This is a genomic window from Mesorhizobium sophorae, assembly GCF_002270415.1.
GTDB lineage: Bacteria > Pseudomonadota > Alphaproteobacteria > Rhizobiales > Rhizobiaceae > Mesorhizobium > Mesorhizobium sophorae.
Map to the genome: position 1 here is coordinate 925,781 of NZ_NNRI01000007.1, position 26,099 is coordinate 951,879.

Consider the following 26,099-nt stretch of genomic DNA (forward strand, 5'->3'; position numbering starts at 1 on the left):
TCCCCAGCTATAGGGTCTCCAGGTCTGGCATGCTTCTGTTCGCTTCAAAGATTACATGTCGGCTTAAGCGGTCATCGCTTTCGCGATGGTGATCGACTTGTCGAATAGCCCCGCCAGTTCATGCCACTCAGCACGGACAGCAGGCATCAGTTCCGCATGACGGGAACGATCCGGGTGGCTTTCCGCCGCCAATATCCCATCCACCAGCTTATCTTCGGGAAGATTGCGGGGGTCAAGCTGGTCGATCGGCAGGCCAGTTGGAGATATTTCCTTCTCGCCAATGCCCTCTCTAAAAAGCGCTAGTTTCATTCCGATCTCGGAGAGAAACTCCCTGACCCGCTCATCATGTTCGAACATCAATTCGATCCGGAAGGCGTTGACCAATGCATTCTTCGGGCCGGGTAGCATCGCGACATCCCGGATTTCGAATCCTATGGGATTACGTTCGAGATATTCGTCGTAGGCATCCACGGCGGCCTTTGCGACCCGAACCATTTCCGCATCCGCGTCCGAAAGGTGGAAGGGAGTCGTCTTTCGGTTTGGCGGTTTCTTCTTGAAAAGGCCTAGGATCATTCTTGCCTCTCAATTAGCAGGGCCTTTCGATCTTTGCCGATTCCGTAGCGGTTTCCAAGGAAACCGAACAGGAGCGGGAACACAATGAGCCCAGGCAGCCCTATCGCCTGACCGAAAGCAGCGACACCTACACCGCCGAAAACAAGCCCAAACAGGATGCCCAATGTTGCCCCCGCGATGGACCATTTTGTCTCGTACGGCCGATCAAGCGCAGCAGCTCGTAAACCGGAGCGCACCCTGCCCGCTAGCTCGCGAAATCGATTGTCCATCCCACCTCCCATCGCTTTCACAAGTTGCTCTTGATGATCTCAAGTGAGTGGTTCCTAGCGTGGACAACTTTCGGGTCCCTAATTCTGTAGTTGATATTGCCGCCCGTTGAACCATCTTTCTCAATTAGGCCGAGGTTTTCCATGCCAACGCAGTAGTTCAATGTAGAGCTACCTGTGCCCGCTGCATCGTTAAGCTGGTTTCGCGTGAAATTACCCGAGCCAAGTTTAAGTAAGTGCTTTATGTAACCATAAACATCCATAGATGACGCTTTTGCATTGGACCGACGCGGGTAGTTCTCGTAGTAATTAAAATTTTGAACAAACTCGTTGAAACCAGTCATCATGGCCTCATACGAAATATGGCTTGATGCATTGTCCATCGAATATTGAGCCTTCATTATATAATCTAGGACATGCCAAAGGTCGCGGGGGTTCTTGTTCGCAAGGTTAAACATGTAGGCAAGCGTATCGCTAGTAACGTCCTCACTAAATAGACTCCTGAAATCTTTCACGTTCCCTTGTGAAAAAACTTCCGCACGACGATTAAGCGCTGCCTCCAAGTCGCGCGCGCTCCAATCAAGAGGCGCGCAGTGAACCTTCTGAGTCCGGATTTTATCTTTGACCATATTGAAAGGCGCGATCCAAAGGGAAATGATGACCTGCATCTCCTGATTCAATAGAAACTTGGTATCGGCAACCATCGGCATTACGAATGCCGCAACGTCTTCAGCAGCACTATGGAAGCGGGGATCTTCATCGATCTTGTCCATGATAAATACGACGGCCTGGAAGCCCAACCCTCTGCAAAGGCTGAGTAGTTCGTTCAACTTGGCATATGTTGCCTCCGCCTCGTTGAAGTCAGACTTCGCTGTAAGCTCTACGTCCGGAAGGTACTCCCGAAAGGTCGACTCCATCGGCACGGTGGTGCCGAGAGCTTTACCTAGAGCATCTCCCAAGAAATGGGTGGCTGCGTTAAGACCAACATTTGCAGGAAAACGAATAATTCGATAGCACCACGTAAGCGTTCGCTTTAGTCGGCCTATCTGTATGGCCTCTATCTTCCGCTTCAATTCTGCCTTCGTATGCGTTGGTACGAAGTGATGCAGGAAGTATGTGAGGCTTACCTTGTCCTCTTGGGACAAGCGGGACACTTGAACCGCTTGCGCAGCAATCTTCTCGAACAATTCCTTAGCGACTGCTTGAATTGTAAAGCGGTAGAGATCGGTAGCCTGATAGGCGGTCGGCAGCCCAGAAAAATCACTTATATTTACAATCAGTTTCTTGACTAGTCGGCCGTCTGTTTTCGCTTTCCGTATGAAATCAAGGATGATTGCTGTCTTTCCAGACCCGCGATCACCAGTGATGATCAACGTACCGCCGCTAACAAACCCCTCCATGATTGGGCCGTACTTGGATGTCGAGATAAACAGGTCAGAACCTTTGTCACCTTCATTTTCGGCATTCAGAAGCCGGAACGGGTATTCCGAAAGCCCCAAGCGCTTATAAAAGTCTTGAAAGGAAACGTCAGTCATCGGGCCCCCCTTTTTTATTGACGTGATAATTACAGCCGGGGGGTGCAGTCAAGACATCATATGCCGTTAATCTCAGGGAATACCCGGTAATCATGTTTTGATGGAGATGGGACAGAAAAATGATAATAAAACGCATACCGGGCGGGGTTAATTGTCGCTTCATTCCTCAGGATGTCCGCGCTTGGCAAGCCTTTCCCAGAGGAATCCCGCTACGACCCCGAGATCGCTTGCCGGGTCGCCAGCGACCAGATTGAACCTGCAGGCCGCTGCGACGGAAAGCGCGGCCAATACAACGCGCTATAACTTCGAGGCCTTTATTCGTCGCTCGATTTCCGGAGTTCGGACAGCTGGGCGCGCGGTTTCGATTTTTCGATGGCCTCTTTCGATTCCATTTCCTGATACCAGAGCGGGGTATGAGTGCTGGACTTTTTGGAGGCAGTGCCGCCATGGTCGAGAACCAACACATGGTCAAGCGGCAGCACCTGCCGGAAGGCTTTGAAGGAAAAGGGACGATGCTTTGCCCACTCCTTTTCCACCGCATCGAATAAGGCCGTCGTCCACGCTTCCATCGCGATCGCTTTGAGTTCCAGCTTTTGGCTGAAATCATATGCCTGCCGCGTGATTGGCGCCGCGAACCGTGGCGCGTCCCCCGTCTGGATGCTTTGATGGTCGAGGACCGCCGATATGGCATCTCCCCGCACCGTCAAGTTCCCGCCTTCGGTAGCGAAGGTGGTGCGGAAGTCGTGGGTGGAGAATTCCTCGATGTCTCCCAGGAGGTCTGGCATTTCGGGAAATTCGATCCCATCTTTTTTGGCTTTCTTTCTCGCCTCCGCGTGGGCTTTTAGGTCCGCAGGGCGTCCGCGCAACCGTTGGATGAGGAGGCGAGGCGTTGACCTCGACAGGTGCGCGTCGACCTTCCCACCCTGGAGCCTGGTTGCGGGGAAGACGTACTCGGAATCCCTCGCCGTTGCGGTGGCTGCCCTTTGGAGCAGTAGCGCCACGCGCGGAGGGATCGGCAAGGAATGCGCCCGCTTCCCTTTCATCGTATGCGCGGGGAAGAATGCGATCTTCCAGTCTTTCAAATGATCCGGCGCGCCGGGCCACGGCAGAATGTTCTTCTTCAAGAGCTTGAGGCCCGCGCTGGCCCGTTGCCCTGTCAGGGCGAGCCACCATAGGGAACAGACCGCGTTCAGGGAGGTTTCCCTTTCAACTCGCCGCTCTGGCATGACGCGATGCTTTTCCGCTAGGTACAGGAGCGTTGCGGTTTCCGCCAGGGACGGGTGCCGCGTCTTCGCTTGAGGAATCGTCTCCTGTCGCTTTTTGAGCTTGTGCCACCAGAGATTGTCGTCATCGAGCCCAGAGGCATCGGAGTCGTTCTCCTCGGCATAGGAGAGGGCGGCTTTCGCGTAGGCGACGAACTGCCGGGAAGGGGCCATCTTCCCGGCCTCCGCCAGCGCGTTCCGGACTTTTTCCAGATCGCCACGGCGCAGCGTGGAAAGGAGGCGGTTGTGTAGGTGATGCGTTTCGGGGATTTTCAGCAGATACCGCTTCACTTCCTTGACCGACTCCAGAGAGGGGGTTTTCGTCTCTCCCCGCGAGTTGGTACGCGGGTTCGACAGATAGACATCGGCATACTGCCGAACCATTTCGGCCCATGTCCACTTGCCGTCTTTCCGCGCCGTTGAGGCGGTTGCCGTCACGGCGGCGGCTTCCGTGCCCTCGCCGGCGAGCCGCGCGGCGACATAGGCCTTCGCGTCTTTTCCGGCTTTCAGCAACGTCAGGACCTCCCGCGTCATCTCGCGGGCCATGTCGGCATCGCCAACATCATCGACCGTTCCAAGCTTCACCGTTTGACCGTTCCATTTCACAATCCAGGCAGCGGTTGCACCCTGCACCCGAAGCTTCAAATTGATTTCGCCCGTGTCGGCGAAGATGAGCGAGCCGGACGTTCCATACGTCCGCGCCTCCGCCGCCTTCCGTGCTTCCTTGATGTGTTTCGCCCCTATGCGAACGCGTTCCGTTGGCATGCTGTCGCCCCTGCCTTGTTTCGATACAAAAGGCTCTAGACCAAGTGCCAGACCAAGTAAATCTTCTTCGGGAATAGCATTGCCGGGTTCAGTTTTTGGCGACGTCAAATCTCAAATTCAGGTTAATACATTGATTTTTTGACGATTATCGCCTCATTTTCGAAACATCGGGCGGCAACCGATCAGATGTGAATTTCGCCATGACACGACTACGAATCTGGGGGTCAGGAGTTCGAATCTCTTCGGGCGCGCCATTTCCGGTACAATGCCTCATGGCTCCCTTTAAGCAATCCAGCTTCACCGCAACCGGCATAAAGTCGCTGTGTTGGCGCGGCGATGAACTCATCGATTGGGTTGGTGGCGGCCGTGCCTTCGCAGCCGATGGCACCGAGCGGCCATCGACCGTAAGGTATGGCTACCGTTTCGACGCCGCGACGGCATCGCCGGATGGCCGCTTTGCCGTGATCTACGAAAGGCTGGGAACGAAAGGGCTTCTGCTTTGTGACGGACGGGTTCTTCGTGAGCTTGATCGCAGCTTCTACCATGCGGACGCGTACGAATATCCCGTTGCCCTGTTCAGTGGCTCCGACGGCCGCGTCCTGCTCGCGCATCGCCCCCGAGACTATTGCCGCATCGACCTGGAGGACGCCGAAACCGGTCGATTGCTCACGGAATCGCTAGACCGCAAGCCGTCTGATTTTTTCCATTCACGCTTGGCATTGAGCCCCAATGGAAAGCGGCTGCTTAGCGCCGGTTGGGTTTGGCATCGTTAGGTCTCGTGGTGTCCTTCGACGTGGCGCAGGCCCTTGTAGATCCGCGTCACCTTGATGAGGGCCAGGATCTTCCCACGTCGCCGAATTCAGGGTTGGTTGAAGAGAGTTCGGCCTGCTGGCTCGACGATGACCGCATCGCAGTTGCGACCTCGACCCAACCCAAAGCCGAACCCGAGGACGACGAACCACGCGCTGGGCTGGCTGTCTACGATGCGGTTCAACGAATCCGCCTTCAGGCATTCCAGCTGGAGGAGCCTGCTGGAACAATCCTAGCGCTCGGGAAACACTTTGTTCTTTCGCTCTATCGGCATCCAAAGCTGATCGATCTTTCGACCGGCAAGATCGTCCACGTGTGGACTGAGTTGCAGTCAGGCCTTCAGGACGGCAGCATTATGTGGGGTCTCGATGGTGATGCGATACCGCCGCCCATGGCCTTCGATCCTGCAACCAAGCGGTTCGCAATCGTGAACGGCGAGACCGTCTCTCTGATCGAATTCGATGGTTCTGTAGTCGGTAACGGGTAGCTGTCCATCGAAAACGGACTGCTGTGTCAGGCTGCGGCTCGGATTGGCCGGTCTCTTTTGACCATTTCTGCGGACCCGAACGTCGAGCCCGGCTTATAGAGGCATTCACGCCGGGCAACCCTGGTCACGCATCGTCGATCACTTGACCTTCCGGTACCAACATCGGAGCGAGGTCGATCGACTTCTTGCTTCTGCCTATTGCCTGCGACGCCTGGTTGACGAGGCAAGATAACCAAGAGCAACCGCCACAACGGCGACCGCGATACCGGCGCTGATCACGCCTGCCGGCGTTATCCTGGCACTGCCTTGCAAGATAACATGCTTGCCCAAACGCAGATCGAAAACGGACTTGATTTCCTCAGGGTGCTGGGGGGCCGCGGGCGAAGGTTCTTCTTGAACACCTGACATTTGAGCCTCCGGTTTGAATGTGTCGCCGCTCGTACGGCGGCCGGCGACTGGCACACTGATACTTGCCACGCCGAGTGCGTTTGGTGGTGAGTTGTATGAATTGATGGGCGCTAAAATAACATAGCAGTACCCAGTTTCATCTCCTCCGGCGCGCCATTACACCACCACCCCAGAGCAACACTGGGCACTCGGGGTCCGCGATCGACCCTCAGCGGCCATTCACCTTCGTGGCTTGGTCCTCGCGAGAGGAGGAAGCCGCCTGCCGGATGATCGCTCAGAGTCCGCACACTGAATCGGGACGTCAGAGGCAGGTGTCTGCTAAACGACTCTGGATATCCTCGACCAACAGGGCTGCTTCTTGCGCGATTGCCAATATTGTGCCCGACCGTCGCGAGATCGCGAAAGGCAGGCCGGCAAAATACACGCCAGGGGCGCCCGCGAACACGCCCTCGTGCAATGGTTGCCCTTGGGCATCGAGCACATTGGGAACGCGCACCCACCCGAAATCCCCTCTGAACCCGGTGCACCAGATCACCGTTGTGATCCCCCGCGCGGCGAGGTCAATTGATCGGACTGGTGGATTCGGCAGAAGCGCGCCAATCACCTCCGCCGGGTCCGGCTCAGCCCTCGGGGCATCGATCCCGTTGCGCGCGATGTACTCGTCGATATGGCTTCGAATTCTAGCGGAGCCCTCGTCTGCATAGCGAACATGCTCCTCTGCATCGTCGCTGAACGAGAGGCGGCCGTTGTCGACGCCGGTGAGGCGACCCAGCAAGACAACGCCTTGCGCACTGAGGGACTGCAGGCTGATCGTATGGAGCGCACCTGTCAGCGGCCTTCCAGGGATGGGTCCCTGCTGAAGTATTTCGCTGCGCGTCACATCTATCAGTCCGCTAAGAACCATCCAGACGCTGATGTGACTGCCTCGGTACATTCGGGGCAGTCGGCCGACCCGGCTCGTTGCAAGAAAGACAGTTCGCCCCGCCTGGACCAAGTCCTCGGCTATTTGGCCGCCCGACTGGGCGCTACCGACCACCAGCACGGCTCCGCTGTCGAGACGAGATGCGTTGCGGTAGGCCGATGCATCAATCTGTTGGACTTCCGGCGGCAGCAACGCAGAAAAAGGCGGGCGCGCCGGGCAATTCTGGTTACTGCTTGCGATCACCACAGTCCTCGCCCACAAGGGGCCGTCCGGAAGGGCCAGCCGATACAGGCCGCCGCTCGCAACAAGTTCCGTCACCGGCGTGCCGGTTTCCACCGGGAGGCCATACCGGACTGCATAGTCCTCCAACAGCGTAACAAACTCACCGCTTGTCATTGCACCGTCGGGATCGGGCCCAACATAGGTATCCCCTGGCATGACCGTTTGGCTGTTAGGTGTGTTTACCCGAAAGGAGTCCCAGCGCTGGGTCCGCCAGGTCTCACCGATGCGACCTCGCTCCAACACTCTATGACGCAAGCCGCGCTGCGTCAGCGCATGACTGACGCCTAGACCCGCCCAACCGGCACCGATGACGGCGGCATCAAGAATGTCCGTTCCGCTCGTCATTGGGCCCCCTCTGATTGTCACCCTATTGTACTTTGTCAGATTAGCAAATGGCCTGCTTTCTAGTGCTGCTTGCTCTCACGCGACAAGATCGAACACGGCAACACTTAGCGAGGCGATGACTAAGATGTCGCGTCTCGTGCAAGCCGCGCCTCTGAGAACGCCTGTCAACCGAACGTCCGCCATTGGCGCAGAGCTGCGGGTGAGTTCGATCGAGCTCGCGAGTTCCCTAGGGAAAAGCGCAGGTCGCGTCGTGACGCAAGTGGTGCCGCCGAGACGGAACGCGCTCGCTCGCGGGGCTGTCACGGTCTCTCGAAGCGATACCGTACCGAGCCGCTCCGCACGACCCGGAAGGATGCCGAGCCACCATCGCTTCGGCGACCGCTTTCCTCAACGCCGTCGCCGCCATGGTTCCCATTCGCCGCATCGCGAGAAGTAATGCGTGTTCGGGACGGACTCTCACTTCCATCCGTCTGAAGCGTCATCAGAGAGTTTAGCTTGCGCATTCGCGTAGCAAGGTTGTGATTTTCGCATCAAGATCGCGGGCGACAGCGAGAGCCTCCAAACTGCCATAAGAGAGCAGATAACTCTCCATTTTGTCATAGGAGACATGCACGCCATCGGGACGTTGATCAAGAAGGACTGTGACTGGGGCGTAGGATCCAGCATCGGGAACGTGCTTGACCATTTCTTTCATGATAAGTGGATTGCCCACCAAAAACCGCATGCTCTTAGGAGTGTCGCGTCCAGTCTCGCGGCGCAGAATGGCGCCCAAGTCGAATTCCGCGAAGAGCATGAGACCTGTGCGGCCTTGGCCGTTTTGCACAACACGCTCCAAATCCGAGAAGGAATTTGCAGCCCTCGTCTCCTTGAAAAATTCGACCATGTCAGGTTGCCCGACCGCTGACTTGAGCGCGGCCACAACGGCGTCGAATGGTTTGGAACACGTCAGGCTGAAACGCTCAACCTCGACCTTTGCGATTGTCATTTCTTTCTCCGCAACAGCTCTCAGGAACAAAGGCGCGACCGATCGCGCCGGGATTATGCAACCGCCGATCACGCTTCCAGGAAGGTCCGGACGTGGCTGACGAACAATTCGGGGTACTGAAACAGCGCGCCATGGCCGGAATCGGGATAGAGGACCAGCTGGGCGTTGCTTAGAGCCTTGAACATTGCGTAGGCGTTGTCCGCCGGCAGCATGGTGTCGTGGCTGCCGCTGACCACAAGGACGGGCTGGCGGATGGCGCGCAGAATGGCGTGCTCGGGATCAGGTGTGGCGCACCAAGTAATAAGCGCCTTGGCCTGCGGATCCGTCACCGCGCCGCCGTTATCGGTGTCCCGATCTTCCTTACGTACCTTCGCCCGCTTCAGGAACGCCAGGCCGGCCGACTGGCTGGCCGACGACTTCGTAAAGAATAGCGGCAGGCGGAGGTCCGGCGCCTCGGTTTGGGAGAACGCATCCTGGAGAACCGTCAACAGGTGTTCCTCTCCGCCTTTCGGCGCGGTGCCGACGAGGATCAGCTTGCGGACCAGCCGTCCGTGCTCGGCAGCGATCTGCTGGGCGACGAAGCCGCCGAGGGAAAAGCCCAGAAGGTCGACTTCGGAGAGGCCGAGCAGTTTGATAAAAGCGACCGCGTCTCGGGCCATCGCCGCGATATTGTCGGGCGTTTGGCCTGTCGAGCGGCCGACCCCGGCGTTATCGAAAACGATCACCGGTCGATCGGCGGCCAGAACATTCACGACGGCGGGGTCCCACGCGTCGATGTTGCCCGAGAAATGCTGCAGGAGAACCAGCGCGGTTCCGGTCGATGGGCCGAGACGGCGATAGGCGAAGCGGATTCCGCTGCCTTCGATGTAACGGGTGGGCGCCGTTTCCAGCGTGGCGGCGTCCTGGCTCGCGGTGTCGAACTCAGTCATGTCATCCTCCGGATGCTTGGCAAATAATCGAGTGGGATTAGCTGGTGCGGTTTTGGCTAGGTCTGAGCCGCTCGCGGTCCAAGGCATTCCGTAGTCCGCCGAGCACGCGTGCTCCCGGCACGAAAGTGCCGGGAGCGGTATCGTCACTTCACGAGTGCGGCCTTTTCAATCACGGCGGCGACTTCCTTCGCGTGGACGACGAGAGAGGCGTGGCTGCCGGCGACCTCCGTCGTCTGGGCCTTCATCCTGTCGGCGAACATCTTCTGGACCTCGGGTGCGATGACCTTGTCCTTCGTGCTGATCACATAGAACGTCGGCTTGTCGCGCCAAGCTGCCTTATCGACGGGAGCCTCGAACGCCGTGTGGTTCAACGGGAGCTGATGGTTTGCCAAGGATTCGGCGATCTCCGGAGGAAGGTCAGCCGCGACTGCCGAAGGAAACACTTTGGGATCGATGTAGAGGTTGCCCTGTTCGTCGGGATGGATCGCCGCGGCGCCCTCGGTTGCCGGACCGCTCTTGGATAAGCTCGCCAGAGATTCCCCCACGTCGGGTGCGAATGCGGAGACGTAGACGAGCGCCGAGACGTTTGGATCGTCGCCTGCTTGGGTGATGACCACACCGCCCCAAGAGTGGCCAACGAGAACGGTCTTGCCGTTCTGTTTCGCGAGCGCCTGTTTGGTGGCATCGACGTCCGCTGCGAGGGAGGTGAGCGGGTTTTCGACGAGCGTTACGTTGTAGCCCTTCTTCGTCAGGATATCGGCAACCGGCTTCCAGCTCGTCTGGTCGACGAAAGCGCCATGGACGAGCACGATATTGTGAGCCGCGCCCTTGGGCAGTTGAGCTGATTGGGCGGGGGCGGCAAGTGTTGCTCCGGCCATGAGGACGGTGGCGACTGAGAGTAGAAGATTTCGCATTGATTGCTCCTGTTGAGATGACGGACGACGCGGGTCCGGGGCAGGCGTGTCGGCAAAAGTCGTGGTTCTCCCATCTGCCATTTGCGCAATGGTTTGCCGCGCGACCTGTTGGCTCGACTTGAGATCAGGTAGTACATGGAGTATTCGGACGTTAGGCATCAATCGTCCGAATATTGTGTCTGACCGTCCGTCGTATTAACATCGGGAGGATGGACATCCTCGCCCAAGTGCTCGATCGCATTCGCCTCGGTGGGACTCTGCTCTTCCACTTCGAGCTCGGCCATCCGTGGAATCTGGCATTGCCAGCGCGCCCCTACGCCCTGTTCCATTATCTCAGTCGCGGCTCAGCTACCCTCGCGCTCGATGAGGGACGAGAACTCCACATGACTGCGGGCGACTTTGTCGTCGTCACACGCGGCGAGCCTCACCTGATTTATTCGGATCGCCGGACGACGCCGTTACCGATTGTGGACCTCGATCGACTGCCCGGACGTCTTGGCGTCGTTCGTCATGGAGGCAACGCGCAGCCGCTCTCGACGATGATCTGTGGCAATTTCACTGTGGAGCGGCCCTCGCGCGGCAGCGTGTTGGAATTACTTCCGCCCCTGCTTCTCCTGAAGCCGACGGAAGACGGCGGATGGCTCGAGGCGATTCTGCAACGCATGGTGAGCGAGTCGGCGCTTGCGCGTCCCGGCCAAGACGTCGCACTCTCACGACTGACAGAAGTGCTCTTCGTTGAGGTGTTGCGAAGCTGGATCAAGTCTCTCGATTCCGGAGAAGGCGGGTGGCTGGGGGCGATGGCGGACCCGCACATAGGACCGGCGCTTCAGTTGATTCACGAACGGCCGGGCCAACCCTGGACCCTTGGCGACCTAGGGCAACGCGTGGGGCTCGGTCGCTCGGCGTTTTCAGCTCGCTTCACCAACCTCGTCGGCCAGTCCATGTACCGTTATCTGATCGCACGCCGGATGTCGGAGGCTGCGTTTCTGCTCGAAACAACCGACGAGGCGATTGCAAGGATAGCGACCCGTGTCGGCTACGAGACCGCGGCCGCGTTTTCGAAGCTGTTCCATAGGCATCATGGCCTATCGCCTGGCCGTTATCGATCAACTCGCCGGCCTGACGGTGGCCGAAGGCAAGGGGACGTCCTGGAAGCAGAAGTCGCCGATTGACCTCGACCAAGCTGGCTACTGGAAGGTCTAGCGATGGGCGGCGGGGCGCCTCTGGCAAGAGTGTCCAGTTTTGTTCACAAATGGCGCGCAGAATCCTCACCCCGCCAGTACGCGCAGCCAGCCGAGGTCTCCGCTACAGACGGCCCGGCGCTTGGGTGCATCTGGTCTCATCCAGGCCGCCAGGCGACCAAAGCCGACTGTTAATCGGCGGCGCTCCTGCGACACGCAAGCCTCCGAGCTGGGTGCGTTGAGGTTGCTCGGAGTCAGCACTCGCGCCGATAGTGCAAAGCGACCGCGCCGCTGCGGAGCGGCTTCGCCGAGACCAGCTCGAGCCGTCGCGCACTGGGCAGCCCGCCCTGGTACAGGGTCGGGCCGTGGCCAGCGATCCTGGGATGGACGAGGAGCTGATATTCGTCGATCAGATCCAGCCGGTCCAGCTCGGTCGCGAGTTTGCCGCTACCAAGGAGCACGCCGGCCGGAGTCGCGTCCTTGAGCCTCTGTACACCTGTTCGCAGGTCGTCGGCGATGTGGTGGCTGTTGGCCCACGGGAAGTCCGTTCGCGTCGACGACACCACGTACTTCGGTTTGGCGTCCAGCTTGACCGCCCACTCGCGTAACGCCGGCGGCGCCTCCACGTCGCCGCGAGCCACCGCCGGCCAGTAGCTCTCCATCATCTCGTAGGTGATGCGGCCCCACAGCATCGCCCCGCCCTCGTCCATAAGGCGGGTGAAGAACGCGTGCGTCTCGTCGTCAGCGATTCCCTCCTCATGATCGACGCAGCCGTCCAGGGTGACGTTTATGCTGAAGGTCAATAGTCCCATGCGACGAGCCTAAGCCATCCGCTCGAAAAAACGTAGGGCTATTGCTCGCGGTTGATGTTCAACTTCCGCCGTGAGAAAGCGTTTCCCACCCGTGATCCGCTACAACCGGGCTCGGGGGCTTTCGTTTCCCCGTGCGAGGTCATCGATCGGCTCGGATTCCGTCGGCCTTGGCAAGAGTAATAGTCAGCCCACTTGCATCAATGTTTCAGCTCGCCACTTCTTGACAAAAGGGCGGTCGATTTGTGGTCATTGTCCTATTCTCAACATCACCTTGCGCCCGTCGGAAAGGGTTCCCGCTCCTGTGCCAGCTACGGGTTGTCTGCTGGTCAGCGAGAACACGAACCGGGATGAGAGTTGCCCGCAAACGATCGTCCCTTCTCCATGCGAGAACGTAAGATTGACGATAGCCGTCCCTCGGCATTCGGCCCCGGTATTGGTCTGTCCGCTAATAGTTCCGCGCCGTGTAATGCTGTTGACGAAAGCCTTCCCGGAAAAGGAGAGCGTTCCATCGGCAGTCTGACCGGAGACTGGTGCGATGATTGTGAGCAGATTTTGCGCCTGCGCGTAGCCGACAGCCTCTACGGCACCATACGCAATCAACATTGCGGCTAGGATTCGCCTGGTCTCGCCGAGGTCTCCGCAATGGTATCTCAATTGAAGCTTGCCAGCCCCGCGCGGCGGGCACCCTCCCGGATCGCGGCAATAGCGGGAGGATTGGTGACTGGATAGGAGCCGATAAACCCTTCGGCAGAAGTGTTTGGAAATTCTCTCGCCAACCGGTTGGCAATCTTTATTGCCTGAGGTGTTTCACCGAGCATGGCGTGCGCCATGGCCTGGAACAGCAGCGTTGCAGGCGAGTCCGGCGGTGCTTGGCTGAACGCGGTCAGGCACTCCCTGTGGAGACCTACAACGAAGCTCGATCGGCCAAGCATGCTATAGTACCAGGAAACATACGGATTGAGACGGATCGCGCGCTTGGCCAGTTCATATCCTTCCCGCGGGTCGCCTGTCACGAACGCCTTTCCTCCGGCAAGCAAGGCGAGGGTATCGGCATCGTGCGGTGCGGCCGCCAAGGCAAGATCATGTTCTCTTGCTGTGGCATCGAGATCGCCCTGCAAGGCTCGAAGCTCGGCTAGACATATGCGTGCATGGGTATCACCAGCGTCGAGCGCCAACGCTCGTTCGAGGCACAGTTTCCATTGCTCCTTTGCGGCGGAAGGGTCGTTGGTAAACGCATTGATGGCGGCGACGGCATGCGCCAGCCCCAGTACTGTCCAGGCTCTGGCAAGTCCAGGGTCGAGCTCGATGGCACGCGTCAGAAGCCGCACCGCTTCCGCATTCGAAGCGTGCGTGTACAAATTGTGCTGCTCGACGCCGAGCAGATAGTAGTCATAGGCACGTAGGCTGGCGGGGTGTTTTCGGCGGACAACATCGCGTCGAAGTTTTGCGAGCTTGCCGCAACAGCTAGCAAGGACGTTGACGACGTTTTCGGTGACCATGTCCTGCATCGCAAACAGGTCTTCCGCTGATCGATCATAGCGGGCCGTCCACAAATCGACTCCAGTGCGCGCGTCGACGAGTTGGACGCAGATCCGCAGCTGCTGCGCTGCCGCCTGCAAGGTCCCCTCAAGTAGATAATCCGCATTCAGTTCCCGCCCGATGGATAGCACGTCATCGCGCCGTCCCTTGTACGAGAGCATGGTCTGGCGGGCGATGACCGCAAGGTCGGGGTAGCGAGCGAGGTCGACCATGATGTCCGCCGACAAGCCATCGGCCAAGCGGTTCCATCGCTCGTCCGCGCTCAGATTGTCGAAAGGGAGAACCGCAACGACTGTTGGCCCAGAAGCCTTCACCGAAAGGCCACCGGATGATGCATGGCCCGTGTCTTGCTCGCGTTGGTCGGCAAGCAAGGTTGCAAGCGCAACTTTGCTGCGAATATCGAGTTTCCGATATATGGCCGACAGATGGGTCCGAACGGTAGTCGGCGCTATGAAGAGCGTCTCGCCGATTTCACGGTAGGTCATCCCCTCGGCGAATTTTGCAGCGACCACCCGCTCCCGGTCCGACAGACTGGTCAGAGGATTGCTCACGGCGCGAAGCATCGCTTCAAGTCTCCGATCCGCTACGAGTTGTGGCCGACCCGGCACGGCAAAATACTACAGATGCGATCTCGAAAACACTGCATTTGCACGATGCCATCCGACCGACACCAATTCTAGGCTTTCCTGTCGACGGGGTTTGGTCGGGTCGCAGAATCCCGATCCATTCAGGAAGCAGGAGGTGTCCATGACAAAGTCATCTATCTTTGCCGCAATGCTGGTGCTGCCTCTGTCGGTTGGACCGTGCTTGTCCGAAGGCACGCAATCTGGCGGCAAGCTGATTTCCGAAGATGCTGTGAGAGCCGTTAGTGCCGAATTGTATTCCGACATTCTGATCCGGGCGTGCAGGAACGGATGGCGCTACCCTCGGAGCCAAATCGAGAACGGCTTCAAACGGCATCTCAGCGAGCTGAAATTGCAACTGGTCGATCAGGGTTACACGATCCTGCCTGGTGTGAAAGCGAACCGCTCGCCCCGGAGTCTCTTCGCACTGGCATTTGTCGCCAAGCGCCAATCTGTCGCTTCGCGCCAGTTCGGCTGTCCCCGCCAATACTGGCTCGACGAGTGACCGTTCTGGAGCCCGCAACTGGGGCAGGAATAGCCGCCACTGGCCAGACTTCACTTGCCGAGCCGGCTTTCACCGTAGAGATGCTCATTTCACCGGGCGGTCAGCGCTCAAGCCGAGCTGTTCTATGGCTGCCCGAGAGGCTGCGCCTCCCCCGTCTCGCATTCCGGTAGTCGCACTGGTTTGGCGAGCTTTGCCAGCCCCTCGGGCTTGGCGCAAAGCGGGAAGCCGGCGAGCGGCATTGTCTCGATTAAACGACCGCGTTCCCTCTTGCTCGAGCTGAATTCATTGACCAGGCCCTCGATGGTCAGGTCCGGATACCGTTTGAGGGTTTCCCTGACTGAAGCATCCGCCTCATCGGTTCGACCCAGTGCCGCGAGGGAGCTGCTACGCACCACCCAATCCCCTTTGCCGTAGTTGTCGGGCGTCTTGCGCTCCAGCATCTTCGCGGCGTCCTCATAGCGGCCAGCCATAAAATAGGCCGTGGAGTAGAAACTAGTTGCCCACATCGGGTAATTCGGGTCGAGCCGTATAACTTGGTCGACCAACTGAGCGCCGCGTTCGGGTTCGTCGAAGCCTGCCGCGTAGCCGGAATAGAATGTCAGGATTTCGGCCGAACCCGGAGCGAGGCGGAGGGCCGTGTCCATCTCGACCTTGGCGCGGGAGTTGTCGCCCTTTTCTTTGAGGCTCATGCCAAAAACGGCGTGGGCCTCGGCGTCGCTCGGATCGAGCCGCACCGCGCGTTCGGCTACATCGGCAGCCGCCTTGATCTCACTCTCGGGATTGATACCGAAGCCAGCCAATATGTTATGAGCATGATAAAGTTCCACCCAGGCGCGGGCGAACCCGGGGTCCAGCGCGACAGCGAGGTTGAGCAGCCTGATAGCCTCCTCCTCATCCGCTACGGTAATCTTTTCAATCCTTTCGGTTCCGAGCAGATAGTAATCATAGACAGTCAAGTTGTCCGGCCGTTTACGCTTCGCTGCAGCCCGCCCCGCTCCCTGAATCAGCCCCACGCCGTTGCCGAGACGGTTGGTGACTTGCTCTGCAATCTCGGTCTGGACGGCGAACACGTCCTCAGCGGGCCGGTCCCAACGATCCGACCAAAGATGGTTGCCGGTTTGTGCATCGATCAACTGCGCGGTAACCCGCACCCGCCCATTTTGCCGCTGGATAGAGCCTTCCAGCACGAAGCCGACATGGAGCGCACTTGCGACCTGGCGGGCATCCACCGGCTTGCCTTTGTAAACTTCCGTCGAATTCCGGGCCACGACCTCAAGTTCGGGAAACCGTGCGAGGTCGGTGATGATATCCTCAGTCAATCCATCGGCCAAACGACCGGTGACCTCGTCGTCGCCATAATTATTGAAGGGCAGCACCGCGACCGACGGCTTGGCCCCCAGTGGCGCGGGCTGAAAGAACCACCAGGTCCCTCCACCCGCCAGAGCCAGCACCACGACGGCCGCCGCAGCCGTCTTGGTCCAGCGCGGCATCGCCTTGCGTAAGGTCCAACGCACCCGCTTGCCATCGAGCCTCACCCGGTACATCCGCACGGGGCGGTTGATGTTCTTGACATGCTGCTCGCCAACGAAATCGAGTGGCCAATCAAGCTTGCCCTGCAAATGGTCGTAGGCCGTACCTGACACCATTACTCCGCCCGGCTCGGCAAGCTGCTCTAGGCGAGCGGCGATATTGACGCCGTCGCCATACACATCGCCATCCACCAGTGCCACATCGCCAAGATTTATCCCGATGCGGAACACAATCCGCTCATGCTCCGGCAATCCACCATTGCGAACGGCCACAGCTTTCTGAATTTCGGCTGCGCAGATCACCGCATCGACCACGCTGTCGAAGACGACAAGTGCGCCATCTCCTAACAGCTTGACAATTCGACCCTGGTGCAGAGCGATCGCCAAATCGGTCACATCGGCCCGGATAGCCCTCAGGCGTGCGATGGTGCCAGCTTCGTCGATCTCGATCGCTTTTGAATAGCCGACCATGTCCGCTGCCAGGATCGCCAGCAGTTTCCGGTTCAATGGAGGGACGATCATCACCCGGCCCCGGACCAACAGGGCCAAAATGGTACACCTAATGCTGTGCCCTGACGAGAGGCCCGCCCCGCGGCGCGGACTTTGCGGTGCGTCGGACTCTTTCAACAGAATCGGCGCAAAGCGGTCCGCACTACGCTGGACGCAAGGGGCCGCTGTTTTGCCCAGCCTGAAAGCTGACAGTCGCTTCCGGCCCCATTGAGATGTTCATTGCCTCGGTGCCAAGCGTCGGCTCATGCCGCCAAGCGGGCCTAACACTCCGAGCGGGTGATCTCAGAAACCAACAGGCGCAGCAATGATATAGCTGCGCCCAATTTCCTTTCGGCCGGCGCGTCAGCTGGGTCTCGCCTATTGCCTGCGACGCCTGGTCGACGAGGCAAGATAACCCATCGCCAGCGTCATCACGGCGACCGCGATGCCGGCGCTGATCACGCCTGCCGGCGTTATCCTGGCACTGCCCTGCAAAGTAACATGCTTGCCCAAGCGCAGGTCGAAAACCGACTTGATTTCCTCTGGATGTGAGGGGACCGCGGGCGAAGCTTCTTCCTCGACAACTGACATTTGAGCCTCCGGTTCGAATCTGCCGTTTCGCGCAGCGGCGGGCGACTGGTGCACCAACATTCTGTGCAATGGCCGAGCCTATTAGAACTGATAGGCGCCAAATAACACAGCAGTACCAATTTCATCTGATCCGGCGCGCCAAATCCATTCATCGACTATGGTGCTTTGATAGCGACCATCGGAGGCTGATTTGACCATGTCCCCTGCCACCATCAAGCGTGCGTTGATCACCGGGGCCGGTGCGTCTGACGGCATCGGCTTTGCCATTGCCCGGCAGCTCGGCCATGCCGGCCATACCGTTGTCCTCACTGGCGCCAGCGCGCGTGTGCTTGATCGCGCCGCCGAGCTTCGTGCCGAAGACATCGATGCCGTTGCCGTGGTCGCCGATCTCACCATCGCTGCCGATGTCGAGCGGCTGCGGGCAAGCACCGGCACCATCGATATCCTGGTCAACAATGCCGGCATGGGCTCGCTGGCATCGCCCTCGGTCGACAAGGCGTTCCTCTCGATGACCGAGGCCGACTGGGACCAAGGGATCGACGTCAGCCTGAAGACAGCGTTTCTGGTCACCCGTGCATTTCTGCCGGCGATGGTCGAAGCGGGCTATGGGCGTATCGTCAACGTGGCGTCGGTCACCGGGCCGCTGGTGTCCTTCGAAGGCACCGCCGCTTATTCCGCCGCCAAGGCCGGAATGGTCGGCCTGACCCGCACGCTGGCGCTCGAAGTGGCGAAGAGCGGTATCACCGCCAACGCCGTGGCCCCCGGCTGGATCGAGACGGGGTCGTCGAGCGAGATGGAGCGGACCGCGGCCCTGCATACGCCGCCAGCGCGGGCCGGCCGGATGAAGTGGCCGCAGCGGTCGTGTTCCTGGCATCGGAAGGCGCCAGCTATGTCAACGGCGCCCTGCTGGTGGTCGACGGCGGCAACAGCCTGCAGGAACGCAAGGGCTGAAGGGTCAAAGGCGCTTCGCCGGAACGAGGCAGCGTGTCCTTCCGACAGGTTAGAATTCGGTGCATAACACCCGATCGATGCCCATTAGTCCTTGCTGATATACCGTCCGAAGCGGATAATATCCGTTGGGGCTTTCAGCAGGCGAAATGCTAAATCGGATCGTAGCTTCCACAACGTCGCGCCAATTCAACTTTCTTGTTCCCGATGACGTCACTGACGCTATCGCTGGATATATCGACTCCTCTGCTCCCGGACGCATCATCTCGACCTTTTCGGCAGTTCAGTCAGTGCGAGATAAAGTCCCTGATTGCGAGCTGTCGGACGATCAGCTTGAGCGGTGCGCTGTATTGGCAGCAGTCAACGAAGGCCTAGCGGTCCACTTCGATCGGCGGGGACGCCAGCCGGATCCATATTCGTCGCTAAGTAGGAGCCACTGGCATCTCGTGCCTATTTGGAAAACCAGGACGCGACTGGCTGTCATGGCATTCCAGCGGCCGAATGCAGCCGGGCTCGCCGGCTGTACCCCTCCGCCCGTTATCGTTGGCCGGCCGCAGGTCCGACCGCAGCGCATAGAACTCAGCCCATGATAGGCGCCGGCCGCTAAGGTGTTCGAACTTCTTCGGACGTGCCAATGAAGGCCGGCCAGGCGCTTCATCCCGTTAGCCGGCGTTTTCAAGACGCCTTGGCGAGGAAACTCTGGTAGTCCGATTTGGCCTGCAGCAGGCGCAGCACGTTGTCGCGGGATCCCCGCACATGGGCGCGCGCCAGCGTGCCGGCCCGGCTGGCATCGCCGGCGCAGATCGCGTCGACGATTTCGGCATGCTCGTCGCGGGCGATCTTCCATTCGTCCAGCCACAAGAGCTCGGTCCAGACATAGTGCTGACACTTGTCGAGGATGCCGCACAGCATGCCGTGCAGCATGACATTGCCGCTGATCTGCGCGATGACGCGATGCAGGTCGATGCCAGCCTCGAGCTCCTGGAATTTCTCCCTGGTGGTGCGATCCGGTATGGCGGCCAGCCGCTCGCACTCAGTCAGAATGGCGCGCAGCCGCGCCTTGTCCTGCTCCGTCGCCACGGCCGCGGCCAACTCTGTCGCATGGCCGTCGAGCAGTTCGCGGATCTCGAAGGCCTCGCGGAACATGCTGATGTCGAACTCGGTGACGACATAGCCCTGGCGAGGCCTGCCGGTGACCAGGCCATCGCGCTCGAGGCGGTTGAAGGCCTCGCGCACCGGCGTGCGGCTGACATTCAGCTTTGCGGCGATGTCGCTTTCGGTGACGCGCGAGCCCGGTGGAATCTGGCCGGTCACGATCATCGCCTTGAGCGAGGAATAGACCGAGTCGCGCAGCGTATTTTTGGTTTCCTTGGCCAAGGTTTCGTCCCCAGTTCTCCGGTCTTTCAGCCGGGACACGCACAGCTGTAGTCGCAGTCGGCGTAATTTGCCACGCCCCAGCGAGGCCGTCTCTTTCCATCTTTGCCCTGCTCGATACGCCTGAATTCGATCGCGCCGGACGGTGTTGACATCACTGATCGCTAGGCTACACTCAAAATTGTATACAAGATAGCATGCGAAATTAAAAACAATGGGAACACCGGTTGGAGAGCCGAAAATGAACATGACCCGAAACGTTAGCGTTGTTGCGATTGCCGCCCTCATGGCGTCGCTCGCAGCCCCCGCCATGGCGGGCGATACCATCACTGTCGCCTCATGGGGCGGCACCTACCAGGAGGCGCAGACCAAGGCGTTCTTCAAGCCGACCGCCGATGCGCTCGGCATCACCATCAAGGAAGACACCACCAACGGCCTCGACGACGTGCGGCTGCAGGTCACGGGCAATGCCGTCAAATGGGACATCACCGAGCTAGGCGCCGACGAATGCGCGCGCGGCTCGAAGGAAGGCCTGTTCGAAAAACTCGACTACGGCATCATCGACAAGAGCGGCATCAACCCGAAGCTGGTCCATGACGACTGGGTCGGCATTTCCTACACCTCGGTCGTGCTCATCTACCGGACCGATGTCTTCGGCGACAAGGGCCCGAAGACCTGGGCCGACTTCTGGAATGTCGAGAAGTTTCCGGGCCGGCGCGCGCTGAGTGGCAGCCAGGCGACGGAGACGCTGAGCGTCGCGGCTCTGGCCGAGGGCATTCCGATCGACAAGGTCTATCCGGTCGATATCGACGGCGCGCTGAAATCCGTCGACAAGATCCGTGGCCATGTCGATGCCTGGTGGACCTCCGGCGCCCAGGCCATGCAGTTGGTCAAGGACGGCGAAGTCGACATGGCGAGCATCTGGAACGGCCGCGCCGGCACCTTGAAGAAGGAAGGCGCGCCGGTCAGCTTCTCGTTCGACCAGGGTGTCCTGACCGCCGACTGCATGGTCATCCCGAAGGGCGCCAAGAACAAGGAAGCCGCCATGAAGGCGCTGGCGATGTTCGTCAGCCCGCAATTGCAGGCCAACCTGCCGCTCTATGTCGACAACGGGCCGGTGAATGAAAAGGCCTTCGAGACCGGCAAGATCCCGCCGGAGAGGATCAAGGACATCAATTCGGCGCCCGAAAACGTCAAGAAGCAGGTGCTGCAGGACGCCGAATTCTGGCGCGACACGCTGGTCGAGGCGACGGAAAAGTTCAACAATCTGGTCCAGCAATAGGCCCTGGCCAGAACCCAAACCACGGCAGGGCGGCGCAACCGCTCGCCCTGCCTCTGCCGCCTCAGTTCAGGAGACGATGATCTTGTCCATTGCGCCATCCGCGCTGCCGATCAGCATGCGCCGGATCGAGAAACGATTTGGCAGCGTAGCGGTGCTGCGCGACCTCAACCTCGATGTCGAAGCCGGCGAGTTCCTGACGCTGCTGGGGCCTTCCGGATCCGGCAAGACGACGCTGCTGATGATCCTGGCCGGCTTTGTGCGCGCCAATGCCGGCAGCATCAAGGTCGGCGACGACGAGATCATCACTACGCCGCCGCACAAGCGCAACATCGGCATGGTGTTCCAGAACTACGCGCTGTTTCCGCATATGAACGTCTTCCACAACATCGCCTTTCCGCTGAAGCAGCGCGGCGTCGCCAGCACCGAGACGGCCGAGCGCGTCGAGAAGGCGCTGGATCTGGTCAAGCTGCAGGGCCTCGGCGAGCGCCGGGTCAACCAGCTCTCCGGCGGCCAGCGCCAGCGCGTGGCGCTGGCGCGCGCCATCGTCTTCGAGCCGCGCATCGTGCTGATGGACGAGCCCTTGTCGGCGCTCGACAAGGGCCTGCGCGAGCATATGCAGATCGAGCTGCGCAGCCTGCATCGCCGGCTTGGCATGACCACCGTCTATGTCACGCATGACCAGCGCGAAGCCATCACCATGTCGGACCGCATCGCGGTGATGAATGGCGGGCGCATCGAACAGCTCGATAGACCGGAAACCCTCTACGCCACGCCGCAGACGCGGTTTGTAGCCGGCTTCATCGGCGAATCGAACTTCATTCCCGTCGAATGCCGCAATGGTTCGGTCTGGTACGAGGACAGGAGAATCCATACCGCGGCGCCGGCGCCGGCATCGGGCCAACACCTGATGGTGGTGCGGCCGGAAAAGTTGCGGCTGCTGGCAAATGCCGAGCCGCAAAGCGGCGTCAATGTGATCACTGCGACGGTCGGTGACATCATCTACCAGGGCGACAGCTTCGTCTGCTACGCGGCGCTGCGCGACGGCCGCCAGCTGGCGCTGCGAGACTATTGCCGCAGCGACGTGCTGGCCAGAATGCCGGCTCCCGGCCAGCCGATCAACCTCGGCCTCGACGCGCAGGACACGATCCTGGTGGCATCAGACTGATGAGCGCGCAATCCGCCTTCCACGCATCTGCCGGCGATCTGAATGCGCAGTCGTTGCGGGCCGACGCCCGGCGCGAGTCGCTGCGGCTGCTGGCGCTGCTGTCGCCAAGCCTGTTCCTGGTCTTTGCCATCATCGTCATGCCGATCGGCTGGCTGTTCTGGCTGTCGCTGTTCGACGAGGCCGGCGTCCTCAGCTCCGCCAATTATGCGCGCTTCTTCGAGCAGGCCTCCTACATCAAGACCTTCGTCACCACCTTCAAGGTCGCCTTCATCGTCACCGGCGCCTGCGTCCTGCTCGGCTATCCCCTGGCCTACATGCTGTCGCAACTGCCGCGCCGGGCAGCCTCGATCTGCCTGATCTTCGTCATCCTGCCGTTCTGGACCTCGGTCCTGGTGCGCACCTATGCCTGGCTGGTGATCCTGCAGCGCAAGGGTCTGATCAACAGCTGGCTAATCGACCTCGGTGTCATCAGCCAGCCGCTGTCGCTCGCCAACAATCTGTCGGGTGTCGTCATCGGCATGACGCACATCTTGTTGCCCTTCCTGGTGCTGCCGCTCTACGCCTCGATGAAGACCATCGACGGCGACTGCCTGCGCGCCGGGATGAACCTTGGCGCGGGTCCGGTCGCCACCTTCCGGCAGATCTTCTTTCCGCTGTCGCTGCCCGGGCTTGCCTCGGGCGTGGTCATCGTCTTCGTGCTTTGCCTGGGGTTCTTCGTCACCCCGGCGCTGATGGGCGGCGGCAAGGTGATTATGTGGGCAATGCGAATGGAACAGACCACCAGCCTCTACTCCAACTGGGGAGCCGGAGCGGCCCTCGGCGTGGTGCTGCTGGTGGTCACGCTGGCGCTTCTTGGGCTGTTCCAATGGCTGCTCGGCGCGCGCGCCACCGGCGTATGGAGTTCGCGATGAGCGAGGATATCGGCCTGCCGATCTCGCACCGGCAACGTCTGTGGCTCTACGCCCTCGGCGGCCTCGTGCTGTTGTTCCTGATCGCGCCGTCGATCATCATCGTCATCATGTCGTTTTCGGATTCGACGCTGCTGCAATTCCCGCCGCAGCAATGGTCACTGCGCTGGTACCAGACCTATTTCCAGTCGCTGGAGTGGCGCGACGCGACGATCGTCTCGGTCAAGGTGGCGATCATGACGACATCGGTGGCAACGCCGCTCGGCACCGCCGCCGCCTATGCGATCAACCGCGGCACGCTGCGCTTCAACGGCACCATCAACGCGCTGCTGACGGCGTCGCTGATTGTTCCGGTGATCCTGATCGGCATCGGCACTTTCTTCCTCTATGCGCGGATCGGGCTCAACAACACGCTGACCGGCCTGGTCATCGCGCATACCGTGCAGGCCTTGCCGCTTGTGGTGCTGACGGTGCTGTCGGGCTTGCGCTCCTATGACATGAACCAGGAGCGGGTGGCGCGCAGCCTGGGTGCCGGACGGGTCGCCGCGTTCTGGCAGGTGACGATGCCGCAGATCCGCTTCTCGATCGTCTCGGGCGCGCTGTTCGCCTTCATCACCTCCTTCGACGAAGTGGTGGTTTCGCTGTTCATATCGGGCGGCGATACGACGACATTGACGCGCCGCATGTTCAACGCGCTGCGCGACCAGATCGACCCGACGATCGCCGCCATCTCGACCTGCCTGATCGTGCTGTCGGTCGTCCTGTTGTCGGTCGGGCAGATGTTCGGGCGCAGGAATTGATTCAAGTGACCATGGGATATCCAGACAGAATGCGTGATTTTCAGTTTCCCGGCCGCTCGCCGGTCCGTGCCACGGAAGCGGTTGCCGCGACGTCGCACCCGCTTTCGACGCTTGCCGCAATCGAGATGCTGCGCTCCGGCGGCAATGCCATGGATGCAGCCGTCTGCGCCGCCGCCGTGCAGGCGGTCGTCGAGCCGCAGTCGACCGGCATCGGTGGCGATTGTTTCGTGCTCTACTGCCCTGCGGGACAAGGCGACGTGCTGGCCTTCAATGGCTCCGGCCGCGCCCCGGCCAAGGCAACGGTCGACTGGTACCTGGAAAAAGGCTTCAACTGCATCCCGCTGCAGGGACCGCATGCGGTCACCGTGCCGGGTGCTGTCGACGCCTGGGCCCGGTTGCTGGAGGACCATGGCCGCAAGGGCCTTGCCGAGGCGCTGGCGCCGGCCATCCACTATGCCGAGAATGGATATGTCGTGCATGACCGCGTCGCCTTCGACTGGGCCGAACCGGAGACCGATCTGTCGGCCGACGAGCATGCCGCGCGCATCTTCCTGCCCGGCGGCAAGGCGCCGAAGGCCGGCGATGTCCACCGGCAACCGGAACTCGCCGTCACGTTGCGGATAATCGCTAAACACGGCCGCGCCGGATTCTACGAAGGCGCTGTTGCCGACGATATCGTGCGCCGGCTCAATGAACTGGGCGGGCTGCATTCGACCGAGGATTTCGCCGCAACCAGGGGCGACTATGTGGCGCCGGTCAGCACCTCCTATGGCGGCCACGACATTCACCAGATGCCGCCGAACAATCAGGGGCTGACGGCGCTTTTGATGTTGAACGTGCTGTCTGGTTTCAAGCTCGGCGGGCTCGACCCCAACGGCGCCGAGCGCCTGCATCTGGAGATCGAGGCGGGGCGGCTGGCCTATCGCGACCGCGACCGCTTCGTCGGCGACCAGGATCATGTCCCGGTGCCGGTGGCACAACTCCTGTCCAGCGCCTATGCCGACCGGCTGCGTGCCGAGATCGACCACGAGCGTGCCATGACGCATCTGCCCCGCCTGGACCTGCCAGGCAGCGACACGGTTTACATCTCCATCGTCGACCGCGACCGCAACGCGGTCTCCTTCATCAACTCGACCTATTATTCGTTCGGCAGCGGCGTTGTCGGGCCGAAGACCGGTGTCGTGCTACAGAACCGTGGCTCGAGCTTCCGCCTCGACCCGGCCCATCCGAATGCCATCGCGCCCGGCAAGCGGCCGATGCATACGATCATGCCCGGCATGGCAACCAGGAATGGCCGCGTGGTGATGCCGTTCGGCGTCATGGGCGGCGGCTACCAGCCGTTCGGACATGTCCATCTGCTGACCAACATGCTCGATTTCGGCATGGACCCGCAGCAAGCGCTGGATGCGCCTCGGGTATTCTACAATGATGAAACCGTGGAGGCCGAACGCAACGTGCCCGCCGAAGCAATCGAGGGCCTGCGCCGGCGCGGCCATCGCGTGGCCGAGCCGCATCACCCGCTGGGCGGCGGGCAAGTGGTGCTGATCGACTGGGAGAAGGGAACGCTGACCGGCGCCTCCGATCCGCGCAAGGATGGTTTGGCGCTTGGGTATTGAAATGATCGGTAAAGTGGTGGCGTGGTCCGGAGTCGGGCGATTACATCACCGGGTGTTGGCGCAGCCCCTCATTGCCCTGCCAGGCATTTCTCCCCGTATGGTGACGGGGAGAAAGACGATTTCATCGATGGTTTCGCCAATCGCCAGCGTTACGAGAAATGCACAGAGGGCGCGGCTCCCTCTTCTCCCCGTCTCTATACGGGGAGAAGGTGCCGACAGGCGGATGAGGGGCGGCGCTAACGTCAACTATCGGT

At 60.3% G+C, this 26,099-nt stretch carries 23 protein-coding genes and 1 pseudogene; 11 read left to right on the forward strand and 13 right to left on the reverse strand.

From position 1 onward, the window contains the following. Positions 1 to 63: 63 nt before the first annotated feature. The 4 genes from CGZ66_RS08890 to CGZ66_RS08905 form a co-directional block, all read right to left on the reverse strand. Entirely contained in the window at positions 64 to 573 is a 510-nt protein-coding gene (locus CGZ66_RS08890) for a hypothetical protein (RefSeq protein ID WP_095083559.1), read from the reverse strand. Then, the gene (locus tag CGZ66_RS08895; RefSeq protein WP_095083561.1) at positions 570 to 842 is read right to left on the reverse strand and encodes a hypothetical protein; all 273 of its coding nucleotides are present in this window, start codon (positions 840 to 842) and stop codon (positions 570 to 572) included. Before CGZ66_RS08895 ends, CGZ66_RS08890 begins: the two co-directional genes overlap by 4 nt. A gap of 17 nt (positions 843 to 859) precedes the next feature. Further along, entirely contained in the window at positions 860 to 2,374 is a 1,515-nt protein-coding gene (locus tag CGZ66_RS08900; protein WP_095083563.1) for an anti-phage protein, read from the reverse strand. 314 nt (positions 2,375 to 2,688) lie between these two features. Then, a complete protein-coding gene (locus CGZ66_RS08905) occupies positions 2,689 to 4,401 on the reverse strand; it encodes a site-specific integrase (RefSeq protein ID WP_095083565.1) in 1,713 nt (570 codons plus the stop codon). Between the two features lie 188 nt (positions 4,402 to 4,589). Here CGZ66_RS08905 and CGZ66_RS40330 point away from each other — a divergent pair, with 188 nt between their 5' ends. Both CGZ66_RS40330 and CGZ66_RS40335 read left to right on the forward strand, forming a co-directional pair. Next, a complete protein-coding gene (locus tag CGZ66_RS40330) occupies positions 4,590 to 5,174 on the forward strand; it encodes a hypothetical protein (protein ID WP_206073689.1) in 585 nt (194 codons plus the stop codon). Positions 5,175 to 5,182: 8 nt separating this feature from the next. Further along, a complete protein-coding gene (locus tag CGZ66_RS40335; RefSeq protein WP_206073690.1) occupies positions 5,183 to 5,698 on the forward strand; it encodes a hypothetical protein in 516 nt (171 codons plus the stop codon). Between the two features lie 709 nt (positions 5,699 to 6,407). Here the strand turns inward: CGZ66_RS40335 and CGZ66_RS08920 are convergent. The 4 genes from CGZ66_RS08920 to CGZ66_RS08935 form a co-directional block, all read right to left on the reverse strand. Beyond that, positions 6,408 to 7,655 carry a flavin-containing monooxygenase gene (locus tag CGZ66_RS08920; protein WP_095084344.1) on the reverse strand — a complete coding sequence of 416 codons (1,248 nt, stop codon included), beginning with the start codon at positions 7,653 to 7,655 and terminating at the stop codon, positions 6,408 to 6,410. A gap of 490 nt (positions 7,656 to 8,145) precedes the next feature. Next, positions 8,146 to 8,640: a DUF302 domain-containing protein gene (locus tag CGZ66_RS08925; RefSeq protein ID WP_095084345.1), complete on the reverse strand. Its 495-nt coding sequence runs from the start codon at positions 8,638 to 8,640 to the stop codon at positions 8,146 to 8,148. A 68-nt stretch (positions 8,641 to 8,708) separates the two neighbouring features. Then, positions 8,709 to 9,569, reverse strand: coding sequence for an alpha/beta fold hydrolase (locus CGZ66_RS08930; RefSeq protein ID WP_095083567.1), 861 nt, complete (start codon positions 9,567 to 9,569; stop codon positions 8,709 to 8,711). 143 nt (positions 9,570 to 9,712) lie between these two features. After that, positions 9,713 to 10,483 carry an alpha/beta hydrolase gene (locus CGZ66_RS08935; RefSeq protein ID WP_095083571.1) on the reverse strand — a complete coding sequence of 257 codons (771 nt, stop codon included), beginning with the start codon at positions 10,481 to 10,483 and terminating at the stop codon, positions 9,713 to 9,715. Between the two features lie 209 nt (positions 10,484 to 10,692). On the opposite strand from CGZ66_RS08935, the gene CGZ66_RS08940 reads away from it, so the two are divergent. Next, positions 10,693 to 11,655 (forward strand): AraC family transcriptional regulator, encoded by a 963-nt coding sequence (locus CGZ66_RS08940; protein WP_167392041.1) that lies wholly within the window; start codon positions 10,693 to 10,695, stop codon positions 11,653 to 11,655. A gap of 263 nt (positions 11,656 to 11,918) precedes the next feature. On the opposite strand, the gene CGZ66_RS08945 is transcribed toward CGZ66_RS08940, so the two are convergent. Continuing rightward, the gene (locus tag CGZ66_RS08945) at positions 11,919 to 12,476 is read right to left on the reverse strand and encodes a dihydrofolate reductase family protein (RefSeq protein ID WP_095083575.1); all 558 of its coding nucleotides are present in this window, start codon (positions 12,474 to 12,476) and stop codon (positions 11,919 to 11,921) included. 650 nt (positions 12,477 to 13,126) lie between these two features. Next, positions 13,127 to 14,578: a LuxR C-terminal-related transcriptional regulator gene (locus CGZ66_RS08955; protein ID WP_095083579.1), complete on the reverse strand. Its 1,452-nt coding sequence runs from the start codon at positions 14,576 to 14,578 to the stop codon at positions 13,127 to 13,129. 184 nt (positions 14,579 to 14,762) lie between these two features. Between CGZ66_RS08955 and CGZ66_RS08960 the strand changes: the two genes are divergently transcribed. Next, positions 14,763 to 15,143, forward strand: a complete 381-nt coding sequence (locus CGZ66_RS08960; protein WP_143748697.1) for a hypothetical protein — start codon at positions 14,763 to 14,765, stop codon at positions 15,141 to 15,143. Between the two features lie 122 nt (positions 15,144 to 15,265). Here CGZ66_RS08960 and CGZ66_RS08965 read toward each other — a convergent pair whose 3' ends face one another. Then, positions 15,266 to 17,194, reverse strand: coding sequence for an adenylate/guanylate cyclase domain-containing protein (locus CGZ66_RS08965; RefSeq protein WP_095083582.1), 1,929 nt, complete (start codon positions 17,192 to 17,194; stop codon positions 15,266 to 15,268). Between the two features lie 345 nt (positions 17,195 to 17,539). Then, entirely contained in the window at positions 17,540 to 17,752 is a 213-nt protein-coding gene (locus CGZ66_RS08970; RefSeq protein WP_095084346.1) for a hypothetical protein, read from the reverse strand. Positions 17,753 to 17,948: 196 nt separating this feature from the next. Here CGZ66_RS08970 and CGZ66_RS08975 point away from each other — a divergent pair. Further along, positions 17,949 to 18,503: pseudogene (locus CGZ66_RS08975) on the forward strand (SDR family NAD(P)-dependent oxidoreductase); the annotation flags it as partial. 110 nt (positions 18,504 to 18,613) lie between these two features. After that, positions 18,614 to 18,703 (forward strand): hypothetical protein, encoded by a 90-nt coding sequence (locus CGZ66_RS41330; RefSeq protein ID WP_280952799.1) that lies wholly within the window; start codon positions 18,614 to 18,616, stop codon positions 18,701 to 18,703. A 672-nt stretch (positions 18,704 to 19,375) separates the two neighbouring features. Here the strand turns inward: CGZ66_RS41330 and CGZ66_RS08980 are convergent. After that, positions 19,376 to 20,077: a GntR family transcriptional regulator gene (locus tag CGZ66_RS08980; protein ID WP_095083584.1), complete on the reverse strand. Its 702-nt coding sequence runs from the start codon at positions 20,075 to 20,077 to the stop codon at positions 19,376 to 19,378. A 244-nt stretch (positions 20,078 to 20,321) separates the two neighbouring features. Here CGZ66_RS08980 and CGZ66_RS08985 point away from each other — a divergent pair, with 244 nt between their 5' ends. The 5 genes from CGZ66_RS08985 (at position 20,322) to ggt (ending at position 25,845) form a co-directional block, all read left to right on the forward strand. Then, positions 20,322 to 21,356 (forward strand): extracellular solute-binding protein, encoded by a 1,035-nt coding sequence (locus CGZ66_RS08985; protein WP_167392081.1) that lies wholly within the window; start codon positions 20,322 to 20,324, stop codon positions 21,354 to 21,356. A gap of 82 nt (positions 21,357 to 21,438) precedes the next feature. After that, entirely contained in the window at positions 21,439 to 22,521 is a 1,083-nt protein-coding gene (locus CGZ66_RS08990) for an ABC transporter ATP-binding protein (protein WP_095084347.1), read from the forward strand. After that, positions 22,521 to 23,432, forward strand: a complete 912-nt coding sequence (locus CGZ66_RS08995; RefSeq protein ID WP_095083588.1) for an ABC transporter permease — start codon at positions 22,521 to 22,523, stop codon at positions 23,430 to 23,432. Before CGZ66_RS08990 ends, CGZ66_RS08995 begins: the two co-directional genes overlap by 1 nt. Continuing rightward, on the forward strand, positions 23,429 to 24,229 hold the full coding sequence (locus CGZ66_RS09000; RefSeq protein WP_095084348.1) for an ABC transporter permease: 801 nt from the start codon (positions 23,429 to 23,431) through the stop codon (positions 24,227 to 24,229). The genes CGZ66_RS08995 and CGZ66_RS09000 overlap by 4 nt, the downstream gene beginning before the upstream one ends. Positions 24,230 to 24,258: 29 nt before the next feature. Then, positions 24,259 to 25,845, forward strand: coding sequence for a gamma-glutamyltransferase (gene ggt / locus CGZ66_RS09005; RefSeq protein ID WP_095083590.1), 1,587 nt, complete (start codon positions 24,259 to 24,261; stop codon positions 25,843 to 25,845). The last annotated feature ends 254 nt before the right edge of the window (positions 25,846 to 26,099 follow it).